At 50.0% G+C, this 17931-nt stretch carries 16 protein-coding genes; 4 read left to right on the top strand and 12 right to left on the bottom strand.

The window, feature by feature from the left end; translation table 11 throughout:
• Window positions 1–53 precede the first annotated feature (53 nt).
• Window positions 54–2192: a sulfatase-like hydrolase/transferase gene (locus tag ABXT62_RS00535; protein ID WP_415356598.1), complete on the bottom strand. Its 2139-nt coding sequence runs from the start codon at window positions 2190–2192 to the stop codon at window positions 54–56.
• A 476-nt stretch (window positions 2193–2668) separates the two neighbouring features.
• Here ABXT62_RS00535 and ABXT62_RS00530 point away from each other — a divergent pair, with 476 nt between their 5' ends.
• Window positions 2669–2932 (top strand): DUF3012 domain-containing protein, encoded by a 264-nt coding sequence (locus ABXT62_RS00530; protein WP_415356597.1) that lies wholly within the window; start codon window positions 2669–2671, stop codon window positions 2930–2932.
• 114 nt (window positions 2933–3046) lie between these two features.
• Window positions 3047–4093 carry a DUF3080 family protein gene (locus ABXT62_RS00525; RefSeq protein WP_415356596.1) on the top strand — a complete coding sequence of 349 codons (1047 nt, stop codon included), beginning with the start codon at window positions 3047–3049 and terminating at the stop codon, window positions 4091–4093.
• A 541-nt stretch (window positions 4094–4634) separates the two neighbouring features.
• Here ABXT62_RS00525 and ABXT62_RS00520 read toward each other — a convergent pair.
• From ABXT62_RS00520 to ABXT62_RS00510, 3 genes are all read right to left on the bottom strand, one after another.
• The gene (locus tag ABXT62_RS00520; protein ID WP_415356595.1) at window positions 4635–4955 is read right to left on the bottom strand and encodes a hypothetical protein; all 321 of its coding nucleotides are present in this window, start codon (window positions 4953–4955) and stop codon (window positions 4635–4637) included.
• 178 nt (window positions 4956–5133) lie between these two features.
• Window positions 5134–5529 carry a hypothetical protein gene (locus tag ABXT62_RS00515; protein ID WP_415356594.1) on the bottom strand — a complete coding sequence of 132 codons (396 nt, stop codon included), beginning with the start codon at window positions 5527–5529 and terminating at the stop codon, window positions 5134–5136.
• Between the two features lie 99 nt (window positions 5530–5628).
• Entirely contained in the window at window positions 5629–5991 is a 363-nt protein-coding gene (locus ABXT62_RS00510) for a VanZ family protein (protein ID WP_415356593.1), read from the bottom strand.
• A gap of 241 nt (window positions 5992–6232) precedes the next feature.
• Here ABXT62_RS00510 and fcl point away from each other — a divergent pair, with 241 nt between their 5' ends.
• Window positions 6233–7195, top strand: a complete 963-nt coding sequence (gene fcl, locus ABXT62_RS00505; RefSeq protein WP_415356592.1) for a GDP-L-fucose synthase — start codon at window positions 6233–6235, stop codon at window positions 7193–7195.
• On the top strand, window positions 7196–8326 hold the full coding sequence (gmd, locus tag ABXT62_RS00500; protein WP_415356591.1) for a GDP-mannose 4,6-dehydratase: 1131 nt from the start codon (window positions 7196–7198) through the stop codon (window positions 8324–8326).
• A gap of 372 nt (window positions 8327–8698) precedes the next feature.
• Here the strand turns inward: gmd and ABXT62_RS00495 are convergent, their stop codons facing one another.
• From ABXT62_RS00495 to ABXT62_RS00460, 8 genes are read right to left on the bottom strand one after another with little or no spacing between them, the layout of a single operon-like run.
• On the bottom strand, window positions 8699–9487 hold the full coding sequence (locus ABXT62_RS00495) for a WecB/TagA/CpsF family glycosyltransferase (RefSeq protein ID WP_415356590.1): 789 nt from the start codon (window positions 9485–9487) through the stop codon (window positions 8699–8701).
• Window positions 9484–10698: a glycosyltransferase family 4 protein gene (locus tag ABXT62_RS00490; RefSeq protein WP_415356589.1), complete on the bottom strand. Its 1215-nt coding sequence runs from the start codon at window positions 10696–10698 to the stop codon at window positions 9484–9486. Before ABXT62_RS00490 ends, ABXT62_RS00495 begins: the two co-directional genes overlap by 4 nt.
• Entirely contained in the window at window positions 10692–11966 is a 1275-nt protein-coding gene (locus ABXT62_RS00485) for a glycosyltransferase family 4 protein (RefSeq protein ID WP_415356588.1), read from the bottom strand. The genes ABXT62_RS00490 and ABXT62_RS00485 overlap by 7 nt, the downstream gene beginning before the upstream one ends.
• The gene (locus ABXT62_RS00480; protein ID WP_415356587.1) at window positions 11957–13333 is read right to left on the bottom strand and encodes a phosphotransferase; all 1377 of its coding nucleotides are present in this window, start codon (window positions 13331–13333) and stop codon (window positions 11957–11959) included. Before ABXT62_RS00480 ends, ABXT62_RS00485 begins: the two co-directional genes overlap by 10 nt.
• Complete coding sequence (locus ABXT62_RS00475; protein WP_415356586.1) at window positions 13326–14708, bottom strand: hypothetical protein; 1383 nt, start codon at window positions 14706–14708, stop codon at window positions 13326–13328. The genes ABXT62_RS00480 and ABXT62_RS00475 overlap by 8 nt, the downstream gene beginning before the upstream one ends.
• Window positions 14705–15931 (bottom strand): glycosyltransferase family 4 protein, encoded by a 1227-nt coding sequence (locus ABXT62_RS00470; RefSeq protein ID WP_415356585.1) that lies wholly within the window; start codon window positions 15929–15931, stop codon window positions 14705–14707. The genes ABXT62_RS00475 and ABXT62_RS00470 overlap by 4 nt, the downstream gene beginning before the upstream one ends.
• Window positions 15932–15950: 19 nt before the next feature.
• The gene (locus ABXT62_RS00465) at window positions 15951–17030 is read right to left on the bottom strand and encodes a glycosyltransferase family 4 protein (protein WP_415356584.1); all 1080 of its coding nucleotides are present in this window, start codon (window positions 17028–17030) and stop codon (window positions 15951–15953) included.
• Window positions 17031–17046: 16 nt separating this feature from the next.
• On the bottom strand, window positions 17047–17706 hold the full coding sequence (locus ABXT62_RS00460) for a methyltransferase domain-containing protein (RefSeq protein WP_415356583.1): 660 nt from the start codon (window positions 17704–17706) through the stop codon (window positions 17047–17049).
• Between the last annotated feature and the right edge of the window lie 225 nt (window positions 17707–17931).

The raw sequence follows: 17931 nt of genomic DNA, 5'->3' as shown, positions 1-17931 counted from the left end.
GGGAAAGGTGGAGAAGCCTCGGGGTATATGTCACAACAATGTCTGCTGTCTGTCTAGTGAATGTTTAGTTCGACCAACTTGTCTTCTTGGACCAAAAAAGCTCTTATTTCATTCCTGTGTCTTAAAACACCGTCGGGAAGCATGGCAATAAAAGTGTTGGGTACTTCCTTGAACTCCACTAACGGGGAGCCAGTGACAAACTGGTCATTAACTGAGATAAGCACATTGTCTCCCGAGGCTTCAAATTCCAGATTACCTACGATGACACCTAGAGCCGGTCGGTCAGGAGTCGGGGTCTGTAGATTTTCCAGTTCGTCGATGATGGCTCGCCCCCCTGAGGCGTAGCTGAATTTCTCGGGTGATTGGCCAATATAGTCATCCAGTCCTAGTCTGGAGTTCAGTAGGCGAAGCGATTCCTTTCCCTGTTCTGATTTGCCAATTGATCGATTCGAAAAACGAGGGAAATGCTCTCGATCATCATACATCTGCTGCTTTCCCAAACGGATAGTGGAGAATAGTCCTCGGCTTTCTATGGCGAAGAATGTCTTGTTGTCTCCGCGGTCAGCCATTTTTACATCACCTGCCGGTAACCCATCTACAGGCCAAGGTATATCGATGCCCATTACGTTTGCCAGTGTAGGTAAAAGGTCATGGGACATTATGTTGCTGTCATCAATGCGCCCATCAACTTGACCTGGAGCCTTAACAAATAGGGGAGAGTAGGCGATGCCATCGATTGTTTTGGCGGAAAATCTTCGCCCCTCTGTCTTATATTTAAATGAACGACCGTGGTCAGCCGTGACCACTACTACAGCATCATCCCACATTCCCAGAGCCTTGAATCTTGAAAACACCTCGCCTAAAAGTGTATCTGTGTGCTGAGCCTGCTGCATAAACCTGTATTCTGACAGTGCGGCTAGCCATGCTCCTCCATCGGAATTGTTGTATGACATGGGCAATCTTGAAAAAGGTATGTCGTACACCTCGCCACTGTCATAAAAGCGCCAAGGCGCATGCGGCATCTGCAAGTGCATATAATAGAGAACGGAGGGTTGTCCGGCAGTAAATGTTCGTATGAACTTATCCAGGCGCGCCGGCTTTTCCTGCAGAGTCCCCAGCTGTTTTTCCGGACTAAAAAAATCGTCAAAATTCGGAGTCTTTAGCGCCCTCGGTGTGGCAAGATTAGTTGTGATCTTTTCCTGAAAATCATCGTAGCTCGCGCCTTTTTTACTTGAGGGCGTTATCCTTTGTAACCAGAGATTTTCAGTCTTTGACAGCAGCATGCCCAGCTCCACTGTAGGGCGCTCGATGGGCTCCCCTGGAGGGCCTTCACCACACTTAGGTAGCGCACAAAGGCCAGTTAACTCTTCATAGGCTGTGAGATGGTGGGTGGGCGCCAGAAGGGTGAATAGGTTGTTGGGGTGATTGGTGATGCTTGGTGCGAGTGATTTCGGCAGATTGCCAGTGAGAATTGATGGAACTGAATAGACGGTCTTTGGCGCAGTAACCGTGAAGTGACGATACCAGGTCGCCTGATCTGATAATTGGGCCAGGTTTGGGAAGTGACCTTTGTCGAGTAGATTATTTTCGTCCATCAGAGCCATGGTTGGGAATTCATCGAGCAATATGAAGAGGACTGTTGGGAGGTCCTTTTTTTGTGCCTGTTCAGGGTTGATGCTTCTACTTTTTGCCACGACACTTGCGGTATCTGACAAAAACAGAAAATTGCCCACAAGAATCACCGAGGCAATTGCCGCTACCTGCAAGAAGCCACCTACAGCAGGCACTTTTCTGTACGTGAGAGCACCGACTAATCCTGATGCAACTGCGAACACGACAACTAAAGCAGGTTGTTCTATCCCGGCACTCCACTTCGCTAACTGCATCACCCACAGTCCCACCAAAATTCCAACCACGATGAGATGTAGAAGACCGCCGAGTCGTCGGTGCAGTAAACTGACAGCAGCAGTTACTAGAAAAAGTGTCAAAGCGGGCAGTAGCGCGACGGTCAAGGCATAGATGCCAAGCCATACAATGCTGTCTATATTGTAAAAATAGAACAGGCTTGGATTGGAGCCAAATATTGTTAGAAGCGGTTCAGTGATGGCAAAAGCGGTCAAACCCAGCAGCACCAATAGCTGTCCGACTCCGGTGTACTCCCCAGAAACCTTTTGTTTTTTTGATTTTGTCATTGTATTAGTCTACTTCCGATTAGGTGCCAATCGAAGTGTTAAATGAGTATTCTGAATCAGGGCAAGCAAAAAGGCGTGTTGACAAGTGAATAGCCTGAAATTGTTGAAAATGAGGGTGCATATATAGGGTGTGATGCCCGATAGACAGCCCAGAAAAAGACGGGGCTTTTTGTTGCCTGGAAGTGGTCATGCCGCTGTGCACAATCTGGGTAGGCACTTGGTAAGGGCTAAGTGTAGTGGTCAACTATTTCCGGACAGTGAGTTAAGTTTTTCTTCTGCTACTGCGGGAGCCAGGCCGTCGCTAAGCGCTAAGTGTAGTCGGTTACAGAATATTTCATAACACATTTATCCGCACTTGCAGGCCAAATGAATAAACCAACAAAACCCAAAACGGCACGATGTCGCACAAAGAATTAAACAAGGTGTATACTATTTTTGTGGCTTTATTCTTTTAGGATACCCTCAAGGAGCATCTTATGAAACGCATTCTAATGATCGTCGGCATCCTCACACTAGCGGCCTGCACGACCGACCCCGGTAGCGAGAAATGGTGTGTCGCTCAGGGCGAAATGCCAAAATCGGACTGGACCGGCTCGGATGCCGCAACGTATGCGAAAAACTGTTTGATTGACGGTATGGCCGTCGGCTCCGAAGATTGGTGCGAAGATCTGAATGATAAGCCAAAAGGCGAGTGGACTGGTGACGAAGCCAAAGCCTACGCCAAAAACTGCGTGATGTAACCGTCCCGGTAAGCAGGGCCGGCGAACGAGTCTCTCGTCGTTGGCTGCTCCTGCACTTTACTTGCAACTGCGCGAAGGCCTGCGCAGGGCCACTGTATCAATGAGTGCACAGCTGTGAAGAGCGCGCGTAACAAGATTTCGATTCTGCTGCTGGCTGCAAGCCTAGCGGGCGGGTGCAGTGAACGGTCCAGCGTGCCGTTAGACAAGTATCTGACGCGTCTCGCGAACAGCCTTGATCGGCCTATCACAGTGAACGCCGACCGTTTGCCGCCACTGCCCCGCAGCCGCGATCTGCACATCGACCCGCAATCACACTCTATCGGTCTACTCGATTTGCTGGCATTGAACAGTTGCGAACTCAGTATCACAATCGGCACTATCAATAGTAGCCTCGGCAAACTGGCCAATGATTCCCAGCGACTTTTATTAGAGCTTGAATTTCTGTCGCTGGCACCGGCCTGCATCAGTGCGCTGAATCAGACCGCTGATGCTAAACTGATCGCTACGCTGCAAGCCGCCATGTCCGAAAAGCACCGGATGCTGTCTACGCGAATCTGGAATGCCACACTCGGCGGGCCGGAATTCCGCGCCTTCTGGAAACGCCCCCACCGCCTCGACAATTACCCCGCGAATACCGGAGGCCAGATAGCTCTCTCGCTGGCTCGGCTGGCGGCACTGTCAAACCAGTGGCTGAACGGAAACTATGCGGCTGGCAGCGGCGAACTTGAGCGTTTGCTGGGAGACATTCGCAGCGGCGATGGCGGCGCACTGCTGGCAGCGCTCGATTTACAGCGCTCTGCCCTCGCTGCAGCGTCACCCGCGATCCAGCAGAGGCTGGAGCACGCATCAATTTGCATTGGCAACACGCCCAGCCCTGAAGGACGAGTCGTTGACAATGTGGTGCGCAAGTTTTTCATCGGCGAGGTACAAGTCTGGTCGGTGCAGGTTGCCCGGCGCCGAAATCAGCTGATGCCGCCCGTGCTGGCTCTGGAGCAAAGCCTGCAAAAAAACATGCCTGACGCTTACCGAATCTGGGCCCGCCAACGGGACCAACTGCTGACCAGTGCGGCAGATGCGCCTCGAGAACACGCGCGTCATCTTGCCGCGTTGCTGGAAAGCTGTGGCCTTCGCCCTGGTGTGGACACCACACAAAACGGCTGATTCCCATCTGCTACAGTGCTGCTTATCGCGCTTTATTGTGCTGATCAGTGTTATCTGCAGGGCTTGCCAAAGGTTTACGCAGTGCCACAGCACTGTGCTATGGGCGGCAGAGTCGCCATGACTCAACCCCTTGTTACCTCTGCTTGCGTCTAAACATTACCGCCCCCGTGCCCGCCATCAGTAGCGGCAACAGCACGAGCAGTGGTAGCGGCAGTGTTGGAATAGAGGCGGGGCTTAGCGGGAGAGCGGGAGAGCGGGAGAGGGAGAGGATTTACCTACACCAACATCTCTTAGGTTCTGAATAGTACCGCTTGTCTGCGGCGTCCAACTGATGCCGTCGTTACTGCTCAGTATTGTTCCATCGGTACCAACGGCGACTACAGCCCAGCGTCGTATTCGACTCCCACCAGATCAACGTTGGTGCCGCTGCCACTCGTTTAAGCAAGAAGGCCTAGGACGTTAGGCCTTGCATTTGAGCAGGTGAGTTCTGTCTCTAGCAATGTTGTTTATGTCCCAGCGGTCGCACGCTGCTCCAACGCCTTTAACCCAAAAATTTTAGAACTTCGGGGACCACGACACAGATCATCGCAAGACCCAACATCCAGAAGACCAGATTGAACTTGCCTTCCATCCGTTCAAAGCGCGCACCCGTTTTTGCATCTGACTCAGCAAAACGCGCATCCATTTTTGCATCTGACTCAGCAAAACGCGCATCCAAATAATCTTTGGTGACCAGCGAATCAAAATTGTGCACGAACATAGACGTTAATCCCTGCGCTATCACCTCCGCTTGTGCGCGCGGCATGCCGGCGGCCTCAAGCTGGTGAGCATATTCTAATGAATCGAATGCAACTGCCGCCATAGTACACCCCCTCTGTGCCTTGGCCAATATTATCCAAAGCACCGAAGGTAGCGAACATCACATCTGTTCAACGCCTTGCCAACGATCTTATCGCGCGCGACAAGCGAGACTATGGGTGAAGGAAGGGTTAGGCGTTAGGCGTTAGGCGTTAGGAGGCTAATCAAACGCGCGACCAACACTACGCCAGCCAAGCGATGCCCGTTTGAATAATCGGGACGGCCACGCCTGCCATAATCACGCCGAGCATCACATAGAGTTTGCCGAGCTTGCCGTCGATTTCAGCTGAGAGAAGCCCCAGCTTTGCGTCAAATTCAGCAGAGAAAAGCCTAAACTTGCCGTCGATTTCAGCTGAGAGAAGCCCCAGCTTGGCGTCAAATTTGACATCCATCGCGTCCAGCCTGGCAGCCTGCTCGCTAAAACGCGCATCCAAATAATCTTTGGTGACCAGTGAATCAAAATTGTGCACAAACATAGACGTTAATCCCTGCGCTATCACCTCCGCTTGTGCGCGCGGCATACCGGCGGCCTCAAGCTGGTGAGCATATTCTAATGAATCAAATGCAACTGCCGCCATACTACACCTCCCCTGTGCGTTGACCAATACTCTCCAAAGCACCGAGGGTAGCGAACATCACATCCGTTCAACACTGCGATCCGAACAGATCAGAGTGACTTAGTCCTTTAGCCTGCGATTACGAAACGCGTTTATGGCTGTCGCCAGTGCGACACCACACACCACGCCCGCGGTATTGGCCAACATATCCAGCCATTCACCATAGCGATTCACATACGGTTGTATCAACTCGATTAAGCCGCTGTAGCCGATAAAAAAAATCACGAACCACAGCCACCGATTGGGTTGACGTAATGCGACAGGAAACACTAAAGCAGCATAGGCTATTAAGTGATGTATTTTATCGGAGCCAGGCGCCGAAGGAAGACTGTCTAACGGCGATAATGACAGCCCCGTAATAATGAGGAAAAGACAGGCAGTTAATAGTGCCCAGTGCTTTTCAATTGTCGGTAACACATTCATTATTTTTTTAGTCGTATTGTTAAAGCGGTGATAGGCGCCAAAAGCGAATGACGTGGAATGACTGGTGTTGGATTATATACATCTGGAGCCAGATAATTATAGGAAAAAATGCGGACTCTGGCTCGTCTTATAAAACGCCCTGGCGCCTTAAAGCTGGGCTAACAATCGGCGACTTATATGCGACTTGGATCGGCTCAATGTAGTATTATAGCGTCATTACAAAGTTCGAAATGGATTTTCTATGACTAACCGCATCTTCATCGCCGGTCATAAAGGCATGGTAGGTTCAGCTATCGCCCGCCAACTGGCCAGCAAGGCAGATGTGGCGATAGTGACCCGCAGCAGCAGTGAGCTCGATCTGTGTAACCAGCAGGCGGTGGCAGAATTTTTTGCCTGCCAAAACATTAACGAGGTATACCTGTGCGCCGCCAAGGTAGGGGGCATTCATGCCAACAATACCTACCCCGCCGAGTTCATCTATCAAAACCTGATGCTAGAAGCCAACGTGGTGCACCAGGCCTACCAACACGGCGTGGGCAAATTGCTGTTTTTAGGCAGCTCGTGTATCTACCCGCGCCTAGCCGAACAACCCATGCGCGAAGACGCCCTGCTCACCGGCCCTCTTGAGCCCACCAACGAACCCTATGCCCTGGCTAAAATTGCTGGCATCAAGCTGTGTGAAAGCTACAACCGTCAGTACGGCACCGACTACCGCAGCGTCATGCCCACCAACCTTTACGGCCCTGGCGACAACTATCACCCAGAGAACAGCCACGTCATTCCCGCCCTGCTACGTCGCTTTCACGAGGCAAAACATAGCAACGCAGAAAGCATCACTATCTGGGGCACCGGCAAGCCACTACGAGAATTCCTACATGTAGATGACATGGCCCGTGCCTCCATTCATGTGATGAACCTGCCGACCGCACATTACAGCGCCGCTACCGACCCACGGCTAAGCCATATTAACGTCGGCACGGGCAGCGACTGCTCCATTGGCGAATTGGCGCTCACCATTGGCAAGGTCACCGGCTACACAGGGGCCATTATTTATGACGCCAGTAAACCCGACGGCGCTCCCAGAAAACTGATGGACAGCAATAAGCTCACCCGCCTCGGCTGGCGCCCCCAACACTCACTGACATCCGGCCTGCAAAATGCCTACCAGTGGTACATTGAACACGCCGACACCGCGAGAACCTAAATGACGCACAAAACAGCACTTATCACCGGAATAACCGGCCAGGACGGCTCCTACCTAGCCGAATTCCTTCTGGGAAAAGGCTACGAAGTACACGGTATAAAACGCCGCGCCTCCTCGTTCAACACCGAGCGCATCGACCATATCTACGAAGGGCCCCACACCACAAATCGCAAGCTGGTACTGCACTACGGCGACCTCTCAGACGGCTCCAACATCACGCGCATTATTCAGCAGGTGCAGCCCGATGAAATATACAACCTCGCGGCACAGAGCCACGTGGCGGTGAGCTTCGAAGAACCCGAATATACCGCCGACGTAGACGGCCTCGGCACACTGCGCATACTCGAGGCCGTTCGATTGTTGGGGATGGAAAAGAAAACCCGCATCTATCAAGCCTCCACCTCAGAGTTGTATGGACTGGTGCAGGAAACACCCCAGACAGAGAAGACTCCCTTCTACCCTAGGTCGCCCTACGGCGTGGCCAAACTCTACGCCTTCTGGATAACCGTTAACTATCGCGAGGCCTACGGCATGTATGCCTGCAATGGCATTCTGTTTAACCACGAATCACCCCGCAGAGGTGAGACCTTCGTCAGTCGTAAAATCACCCGGGCCCTATGCAATATTAGCCAAGGCCTGGAGCAGTGCCTGTACATGGGCAACATGGATGCCAAACGAGACTGGGGCCACGCACGTGACTATGTGGGAATGCAGTGGCTTATGTTGCAGCAGGAGGTGGCTGAAGACTTTGTGATTGCCACCGGGCAACAAACTTCGGTGCGAGACTTTATCATCCGCGCCGCCAACGAGCTGGGCATTACAATCGCGTTTGAAGGGCAGGGACTGGAAGAGGTGGGTAAAGTGGCCGCTATAGACTCGAGCAAGGCCGACCCCAATATAACCGTGGCGTTGGGCGATGTACTAGTAGGCGTAGATGCCAAGTACTACCGGCCCACCGAGGTGGAAACGCTACTGGGCGACCCCACTAAAGCCAAAGCCAAACTGGGATGGCAGCCCACCACTACCTTAGATGAAATGATTAAAGAGATGATAGACACCGACCTCATCGCGGCGAGAAAGAACCGACTGCTGGTGCGCGAAGGTTATGAGGTGAATCAAACTCGGGAATAACGACCCCTGATTGAGAAGTTTCAAAAGTAGTGCACGCAGAATGACGTCGCGCCATTTGACTACGCCCCAGAGGATCTCTCTAGCTACGTCAAGCATTTTGCCGAGGCATCGGCCCGCTCTGCTGTCAGTCTGTTGTCTATGTGCTGCATTTTATCGGAGCGAGGCGCGGAGGGAATGTCTAGCGGCAACAATGATAACCACGTTATTATTAACAAGGGACACACCGCCACTAAACGCTAATATTTTTCAATTAACCGTAACGAAGCCACCATTTTTTAATGGAATATACAATACCGTGGATTTCGGTCGTAATTCGAGAAATTGATTTGAAGGGAGGCGCTTCAATCTCAGGCCCACTGCGTGACAAAAATCTTATGGGGTCGATTTCTCGTTAAACCGAAAACGCTGCCTCAATACATGCCAAATAAATAGAGGAGCAGAGACAGCCATTCTGCGCCATAGTCGCTTTGGTTCTTGGAGCAGCCGCGGCAGCCACTCCAGATGGAGACGCTGAAAAATCGGATGCGAGCGTTTAACCTTACCTGTATAAAAATCAAAAACCGCACCAACCGCAGCAGCGAACTTTACTTGCAAGCGTGGGCTCAGCTCGTATATCCACTTTTCCTGCTTGGGCGCTGTCATACCAACCCAGAGTACATCGGGGCAGACTGAATTAATGGCCGTCACCATCTCATCCATCTCAGACTCCGAGTAATCCTGCTTGAACGGTGGCGAGTAGGTTCCCACCACCTCGAGATTTGGATAATCATCTGCCATACGGCTGCGAATGCGATTTAAAGTATCTTCAGTTGAGCCCAGAAAAAACACCCGACCACCACCGTTTGCATTCATTGCGGCAGATAACCCCCTAAAAATGTCACTTCCAGTCACTCGCTCCTTGATGTTCCCACCCAGTATTTTTGAGGCTAGAACAACACCGCTACCATCCGGAACCAACCAATCTGCATGGCGGAGTGACTCCGAAAATAGATCATCCTTGAGCGACTCCGTATAGGAATGTGGGTTCATACAAGCCAGCCATCGACAAGCGTCACTCTGGCCCGACTGCTGTACCCAGTCTACGATACTTGAAACACAAGACTTAATGTTAGGAACATCGACCTGATACCCACCTATATTTTCCCGGAGTACCTGATTCAAAAGACTTTCCTTTGACTACTTACTTCAGTGGCTTGCCGATAGATATCCATCAATATTCGGTAATTTTCCTCTTCCGTATAAAGCGCATCGAATGAACGCCGCGCTCCACGCGCCAAGCGCTCAAGTTCACCCGGCGACTCCCAGAGTGACCTGATAGTGTTGAGCAAGGATTCCGGATTACCTGGTTCAAAAACCACACCGTTCTCTCCACTACGGATGATTGAAGGGAGAGGCCCTATCCCCGAAACCGCCGCAGGAGTACCAAATGCAAATGCCTCCCTAACGACCATAGGGAACCCTTCATAACATTCGGAAGGCAGCACCAGTAATTGTGAACTCGCTATTTCTGCTTGGGCAGCATCTCCTGCTAATTGACCCAAAAACCGAATCGGAACTTGCGGTGCTGAGCTTGCCAGCGCTTCCAACATCTGACGCAGATCTCCATCACCGATAATACGCAACTCGGGCGCCGAGACGCCCCAGCCTATCCAGGCGCGCACAAGTGACTCAACACCCTTCTCGACCGTTAGTCGGCCTGCAAAAACAACACATCGATTACGTTTATCCCATGGCACGACCGTTGGTTTTCCAGGATAGAAATTTGGCTTCACATGCACCAACTCGGCTGGCAATCCTGCATTTATCATCAATTCACGCTGAAACTCGGTTAACGCGATATATGCATCTACCTGATTTCGCCATGTACCCAGGCCGCGATGTAACGCAACATTGGTGGCCAGCGGTATCGTGGCTAATCTGCTACCCCTGTAACAGCCATGCCGAATCGAGGGCCAAACTGTTTTTCTATCGATGCACTCCGTACAAACCTGGTTATCACGCATGGGAATCGCTGCTGGGCAGAATAATCGATAATTGTGCAGCGTCAGAACTCGAGCGGCACGAGTGCCAACCGCTTTGAATACTGATGGCGAGAGCAATGGAAACGTATTGTGAACATGTAGTATGTTCGGCTTACTCTCATTCACCAATTTCCTTATGGCGCCAGCAGCAAACGGGTTCCAAGGGGTAGCAACCGCCCCCTGCAATGTTCCAGCTATCCCTTTGTCCCGTATTTCGTCGCTATGGCGATAGTACTCCACAATTTCGTGACCATTTTTGAGCAGAAGGCTGCGCTCAACTTCCAAGACCTGCGTCTCACCCGAAGGCGCGGAAGAACCGTAGAAATTATTGGCAAGCAGTATTTTCAGCATCCGTAGTCACGGGCCTGGTTAACTTCCTTAAGCTTGGCCCTGTAGATTGCGTCGACCTGTGCCGCCTTACCTTCCCAAGCGAAGTTACTCGCTCGAAGCAAGGCTCCACTTGCAAGCGACCGTCGCTTGCCCTCGTCCTGCTCCAGACTCCCAAGTGCCTCGGAAACTGCCTGCATCACTTCCCGCGGGGAAGTGACTGGGATTTTCAATCCGCAGCTCTGATCGACGACAGAGGAGAAGCCGCAATGGTCAAGCGTCACGACGGGAAGCCCCAATGCCAGCGATTCCACGGTTACCGTCGACGTCAAATCCCGCAGACTGGTGATCAACATTACATGTGCGCTTTTCATGACTTGTAAGGCATCTTCTCTTGGCATCCATCCGTGAAATGTGCAGTGTGAACCAATACCGAGAGTCTTGGACAAGCGCATCCATTTTTCGGTTTGCTCGCCTTTGCCGAGAACATGAAGTTCCCAATTTGTAGATTCTGGTAAGCGTGATAGCGCCAATAGCGCGAGGTTCAAGGCCTTCCTGGGTATATGTAACCCTGTCCAGACGATGCGCAACGGCTCTCCTTCGCATCTCTTACTAAACTCAACGGCAGGCGCCTCGGGCAAACCGATTTCGGGTATCACCTCTCCCTGTACTCCCCAATATTTGATAGCCCCACTCGCGTTTTCCGGTGTTGCGAGAATCAACCCCCTTCCCGCTTTGATCGCCGCTTTTTTGGGCCGGCGCAGCAAACGCATCTGCGCCAGATTGTACAAGTTATACCCGAGATAGTAGCAAGCACCATAAACGCCGACTACCGGTAGAAACCGCCAAGGAAACAAACCCATGCCACCCACGGGTCCCCAGACAAATGGGGCATCCAGTTTCCATAAGTAGCCTGGCTCACGAAATCCAACCATTGTCAGCTGGTGCACAAGGTCAAAACTTAGGTCTTGCTGTAACTGCTGCGCCAGCTTCAAGACTTCCCGGTGCCATTGCCGATAATACCAGTAATAGGAGGGTGGCCAGATTTTGCGCAAAAGACGATTTCGCTGCTTGCGAACAAAGATGAAATGCACTGAGCTGGCAAACTGCGAATTTTCTTCCAGGTAGCGCTCTATATCCTCCCGACACTTTTCCTCTTCTACAATGACCCAAAGATCATGGTATTCAGACAGTGCCTTAACGTACCCCCAGCCCACACCCGGCTCTGACCCTTTATATGGACTACACGCGTAAGCGGATACCAGCACTCTTAGCCGTTTATTCACTTCCATGTGGAAGCCAACCGTGCGATTAGCTGTGAATACACTGCGTGGGGCTGCATCCCCATACGGTCAAGTAGCCATAAGGACCAGTACACTCTGATATCATCAATGCCCAAGCCAGCAGCCGCTGATAGTTTACGGCCAAATGAAAGCGCTCTCATTTCAAGGTCCTTGATCGAAAGCCGGCCCGCGATCTGAACGGCAGGTGCAACCACCAAATAAAACGCATCACCCAAAGCCACGTCCCATTCCTTACTATCTTCCCAATCAAAAACAAATAGCCCCTGTTTCGTCCATGAGATATTCCAGGGAGCGAAATCACCGTGGCTTCGGTGTCCAATGATGCTGCGACCTGTAACCGCGAGGACATTCAGTTGCGCTTTGACCACAGCCACATCATCCGAAAGCTGGCTATTAATTCCTTGGGGAAATCGCGCTTCGATTTTTGAGAGAACCTCCTCAAGGCCTAACTCCTGCCTGTTCAACTTGGACAAGTCCGCCAGTAAGTCGCTAGCTGAAGTTTTTAGGCGCCTCACGGGGGCCCAAACTCTAGCGCGGTAGCTTTGATGTAACGTCACCTGACCGTTGGCATTGCTTAGCTCCAGCAATCTGGGCACTCTTGTCACCAGCGCTGTATTGCTCAAAGACTTCAATGCGGCTGCCTCGTTTAGCAGCGATTTTCGTGCAGCCACGGACTCGCCGTACTTCAATATCGAGGTCTGAGCACTACCCAGGGGCAATATCACGGTTTTTCTTTTTTTACCTTCCGCACCAAAATAGAGTGCGAAATCACCCATAGCTGCTGATGTGGCCAAATCCAAGCCCAATGAGTAGGCCCCACTCGGAAGGACATCCGCGCCCTTTACCGCTATACGCAATACCTTCTTGCGTAGTGGTTTGTCGAACCCAAATTGAGAGCACAATTTCAGCATACACATTGCCGCCCTCGCGATTATTCTGCCGGGGCGATGTAACGAAAGTGCCTCGCTAGTCCACTGCCTATCCCCAAGAGGTACAGCAAGTCGCGGATTTTTCGGCTCCAATAACCCATATTCATGAACGGTGGTAAATGTTCCCGAATCCCATCTAGCCCAAGCCGCTATAACATCGGCTGAGCCCATAACACAGTAGGATTCAACCCTATCAAGGGTGTCTTTCTGTATGAATTCCGGCAGCTGATTATCTACGATGATTGATACTTCTGCGCCGTTCGGCTCTGACGGAAAAGCATCATACTGGTGCGCCGACTGCCAAAACTCAACTTCCTTTTCCGTAAAACCATATAGTTCTTTTTTGTGCTCAAAGCATAAAGGAAGTAACCACCGCCAGGCAAAACGGTAATCCAAAAGTGCAGCGTCTTCCTCACTATTAGACAACTTGCTTTCCTCGGACGCAGTATTCAAGCAGTGCGTTCAATACTTGATCTCGCGAGTCATCTATCGAGTCATCCGTTGATACCAAAACTGCTCGTGGTTCATGCTCCGCATATTCTCGTAGCATCGCCACCTGGCGGGTGACCTCTTTGAGCGGTAATTCACGTTTTCGGTCAGCTATCTGCCCCGGATCACCTACAAGGCAAAATACAATATCTGGTTTGGGCACAAGGCGAACAACCGATTTTATTACCCAGCCAGGTAACGCTATGCGAAACCTTATCGGGTCCATCGACATATCGTATGCATACCTATCAAACAAATATACTCCAGGGCTCTTTGCTACCTTCGGTCGTACAGAGAACCAGTAGCCCCAAAAATAGTCCGTAGCCAGATAAAGAATCCGAAACATCGAACCCACTTTTCCCGACGGTACCGAGCCATGGGGGTCAGTTACCGGTCCCTGTGGAGAATTGGGCTGCCCCTTAAACCCGGATAAAGGAGGCAGAACTGTTGGTCTTAAATGTTGGACCGTGAAATCACCATGTGTTGCCGCCTCCAATACTGGCTCAACGGCTGAAATTATTGTCGACTTACCAGCACCATCGGTCCCCAACATCGCAAGCATCACACCGGGTGGTTTCAAGTATCGGCGAACCTTTGACCACTCAAACTTCGCTCTCGAGCCCATGTAGCGTGCAGGAGAACGGCGAAACGAAGCCATTTTCACGTCTTTGCGTAACTGCGCACAGACGGAAGTTACTTCAGCACTTGAGAACTCGTCTAAACACAGTTCCCTTAACAAAGACAGGGCTGGCTGGCCCATTGGATCAAGGTCCAAACGCAATTGCGGCCAATTACTGAGTACACCCTGACGAGCTGTTTCAACATACCTAGATGGGATAGAACTATTATGTAGCACCTCCTTGATAACACCTATCGTTGCAGCGAGATCTCCGGACAACATAGGGATATCATTTCTGGTATCAACACGCGTTGTCAGCACGTGACCGGCCATTAGCTCCGAACTTCCAGAGAATAAAAAGCCAAATGACAAATCCAAACGAGCCCCCCACCAATCCTCTGGAGACTGCCCGCTCCGACCAAATGCAAATACTTTGGTAAACCCGATGGTGTCCGCACAACCAATAGCAGTCCCTCCCGCTTGGCGTATCGCCTCGTTCACGTGACGAAGAACCGCTATCCGCTCCGAAGGATCAAATAAAATATCCAAATCACTCCCTCCAAGACTCATTGGCAGGGAGTCGCCGTTGCGCATTACAGCGTAACGGACGTTACCAGCGTTTAGATTTGAAAAAAGAAGCTTCAAAAAAACAGCCTCTCCAGCATCAGAGTCTACTTGGTTAAGCGAACTCATCGCTCTATTCTGCCAGCCGATATTTTTTCGACGAGACAACGGACCTGATCTACCCCGGCGTTGAACTCAGCGGTCATCAGGCTCGGCCTGAGTCTGGTAACATTTTCGTTCGATACAGGAGCGCAATGCCTCAAGTACTCTAAAACGGCACCCTTTAGCTCTCCGAAGTTAGCCGCATCAACCACTACTCCACTTTTTTTGTGCTGAATTAGCACTCTAGCCCCAGCTTTGTTTGAACAGATAACAGGCATTCCAGCCAAAAGTGCCTCATTGACAACCGCTCCAAATAGTTCGGATTCTGAGGGCAGCACAAAAACTCCACCGACGCGGTACCACGCCGCAAGAAATTCATGCTCCTGTCGCCCCGGAAAAACCACGTGTTGGTCTATGCCCAATTCCTTGGCAAGTAATTCCAGTTCTTCACGCAACGGGCCATCCCCTACCAACACTAAGCTCAATCTCTCGTTCTTGGATAATATATCCGCATAAGCGCGGATCAATCGATCTATACGCTTTTCCCTGGCTAGACGCCCCACAAAAAGCAAAACCTTTCGACCACTTAGTGAATACTTTCGAATCAGTTGCTCGACTTGGCCACTAGATGCCTCCAACTCCTCCACATATAGTTTTTCCTCACGAATAATCGGTACGGCTGCCATCAACGCCCTGCAGTTATGTCGACTTCGGTAGTCGCTAATCGCCTCCTCAGAGATCAATATCACTCCTTGAACTCTTGGAATAATTAGATATCGAAGAAGCTTTCTTGAATAACTATCTCGTAATGATGACTCAGAGTTATCGTCACTCCACACCACCTGGGCAAAGCGTCTACGCAGCAGCACGCGGCATAAGCACACCGATGCTGTAATCATTGAATATTCTGGAGTTATAACAATATCAGGGGAAAACTCGCGAATTTCTCTGCTGGCGCCAAGTCGAAAACTTTGCCCACGCAGTGTAACCCCCTTCGCAAGAAAGCTATGCTCCACATTCAGCTTACCCAGCAACGCCTTTTGATCAAACTTTTGGTTGAGAAGGTTTTTTCTAAGAAAAACAATCTTAAGATTGAACACTTCGCCAAACGCGTTAAACAGATCAAGACGGTAAGGCGCCAACGCCGGGTGAAAAATGAGCACGCGAGGTTTTTCATCCTGACTGGATGCTTTCATACGTAAATCCGGCACACCGAGAAAACCCTGTATTGCGCAAAAATTAGATTGCATCCAAGGAACAACACCCGACTCATCTGCCTGCAATCAACGAGAGATAGAGATTTTCGTAATTTTCTACAAACGTCTTTACGCTAAACAGTTTTTTTGCACGTTCTTCTGCATTCTGTGCAAACAATGCCGCTTGAGAAGGGTTTTCAATAAGACTCTTTATCGCTTCGGCCCATGCTTTATGATCATGGGGATCAACAACTAAACCAGAGACTCCATTCTCTATAAGTTCCGATAACGCGCCTGCATTCGAAACAATGAGGGGCTTACCCACCATCATCGCTTCTGCCACCGCGATACCAAAACCCTCCGCATAGGCTGGGTGCAGGTATATGTCGGTGACATCTAACAAATCACCAATGTTCGTTTGATAGCCAAGTAATGAAACATGTTCACTCAGATTGTATCTATCTGCCAATTGCTCCAAGACGCCCCTCTCCGGACCATCTCCAGCAACATTTAAATGCAGCCTTGTTATATTCTCTACGTTGACCAGTATGTTAAGCGCCTCAATTAGGACACGAATATTTTTCCAATCAACCAAGCCAGCTACGTCAAAAAGAACAATTTTTTCTGGCGAGGGTGCAACACAATTAGAACTCGTACGAATTTCTGTCCCATTGTAGATAATTTCTCCACGCTTAGAGCGAAGAATCGGAAACTGGGCTTGCTTTTCATTTTTTACATAGTTAGAAACATAGACAAATGCATCCACTCTCCTGTAGATCAGCGAAAGTAGTTTTCTCTTAAAATAGCCCGCCGAAAAAGGCCCAACGAAAGCATTTACAACTTTTACCCTAGGCCGACATAACTTTACTAGAAAAGCGAGAGTTTCTCCCATTGAGAACTGAGTGTGAATAATCTCTATCTCATTATCATCAACCAGCCTTATGAGGGACCTAAAGTGCGCATAAACGCTATTTCCATGATTACCATCGACTATGTTCGCACCAGTTTCACAAAATAGATCTTTGAACTCAGCGCCACCATTGCCGTAAACATACAAAGATGACCTGTCACCAAAACATCGCATCAAGTCCAATGTTTTTTTGGGAGTACCACCGTATATATTATACGAAGATAATATGTAAAGAATTTTCATCTTTCGTCATCCAAAATCAAATTCGCACCACCGGCATTTTTTTTAGTTTAAAGAAATAGCCAAGAGCATACCGATCTTTGTGCGCAGGTCTCAGCCGCAAAAATATCCCGTCCAATAGGTGGAATGGCAGATACATAGGCACCCTCAAAACGCGAGGTAAAGGCCACAGAAAAAAATGGCTGGCGACAGTAAAGGGCCCTCTTGAAATCGATTCAATCTCATATGAATCGACACCAGCCTCTTTAAATATTCTTTCTAAGCATTCGTGTGTGTATCTGAAGTAGTCAGAGGGATCCGCGTGGTACCACATCATAAATGGCACAAAACCAATCACGACACCACCCTCTCTCGATATTCTATAAACCTCGTTAACGATATGTTTGTGGTTGTATATATGCTCCATTACATTTAGAAAAAGCACAGTATCATAGCTCGAGTTTTCAGCCGGAAGGTTGTCGACTTCGAAGTTAATCGATTGACCGGATTTAGGATCAAAACTTTCCAGACTCACTGATTTTTCCTTTTCCATGAACTGGATATAGTCAGAGTTTCTGCCACCACCAATGTCAATTATAAGACCGCGTAGCATTTCCGTGGATAATCTCAAATTTAGAAAAGCTCTAAGAATTGTGTGTCCTTTCCATATTTCTTTGCAAATAAATATAAACTCTTTCATTTTGCCTCTATAAGATTACTAACTCATTAGTGGGTTATTTAAATTTCTAACCTAAGCTTCGGAAACCCAAGGATACGTATAGCGACTTCGTCTGACCGTACCCCTTAGCCAGTGCCATACCTGCTGTGAGAATTTCTTCATTAAGCCGCCTCCCGGGAAAAAACCGCCGGGGGTTTTTTACCCTAATGAGCAGTGCGGTCTCACATGACTTGAGTGAACCCTCCA

Source organism: Halioglobus sp. Uisw_031 (assembly GCF_047729875.1).
Lineage (GTDB): Bacteria > Pseudomonadota > Gammaproteobacteria > Pseudomonadales > Halieaceae > Marimicrobium.
The sequence above is the reverse complement of the archived record's forward strand: the minus strand, read 5'-3'. Positions and strand labels throughout refer to the sequence as shown.

Excerpts from the sequence above, each read along its gene's own strand:
- ABXT62_RS00535 (WP_415356598.1), bottom strand. The coding sequence starts at position 2,192 with ATGACAAAATCAAAAAAACAAAAGGTTTCTGGGGAGTACACCGGAGTC.
- ABXT62_RS00530 (WP_415356597.1), top strand. The coding sequence starts at position 2,669 with ATGAAACGCATTCTAATGATCGTCGGCATCCTCACACTAGCGGCCTGC.
- ABXT62_RS00520 (WP_415356595.1), bottom strand. The coding sequence starts at position 4,955 with ATGGCGGCAGTTGCATTCGATTCATTAGAATATGCTCACCAGCTTGAG.
- ABXT62_RS00515 (WP_415356594.1), bottom strand. The coding sequence starts at position 5,529 with ATGGCGGCAGTTGCATTTGATTCATTAGAATATGCTCACCAGCTTGAG.
- ABXT62_RS00510 (WP_415356593.1), bottom strand. The coding sequence starts at position 5,991 with ATGAATGTGTTACCGACAATTGAAAAGCACTGGGCACTATTAACTGCC.
- fcl (WP_415356592.1), top strand. The coding sequence starts at position 6,233 with ATGACTAACCGCATCTTCATCGCCGGTCATAAAGGCATGGTAGGTTCA.
- gmd (WP_415356591.1), top strand. The coding sequence starts at position 7,196 with ATGACGCACAAAACAGCACTTATCACCGGAATAACCGGCCAGGACGGC.
- ABXT62_RS00490 (WP_415356589.1), bottom strand. The coding sequence starts at position 10,698 with ATGCTGAAAATACTGCTTGCCAATAATTTCTACGGTTCTTCCGCGCCT.
- ABXT62_RS00485 (WP_415356588.1), bottom strand. The coding sequence starts at position 11,966 with ATGGAAGTGAATAAACGGCTAAGAGTGCTGGTATCCGCTTACGCGTGT.
- ABXT62_RS00475 (WP_415356586.1), bottom strand. The coding sequence starts at position 14,708 with ATGAGTTCGCTTAACCAAGTAGACTCTGATGCTGGAGAGGCTGTTTTT.
- ABXT62_RS00470 (WP_415356585.1), bottom strand. The coding sequence starts at position 15,931 with ATGCAATCTAATTTTTGCGCAATACAGGGTTTTCTCGGTGTGCCGGAT.
- ABXT62_RS00465 (WP_415356584.1), bottom strand. The coding sequence starts at position 17,030 with ATGAAAATTCTTTACATATTATCTTCGTATAATATATACGGTGGTACT.
- ABXT62_RS00460 (WP_415356583.1), bottom strand. The coding sequence starts at position 17,706 with ATGAAAGAGTTTATATTTATTTGCAAAGAAATATGGAAAGGACACACA.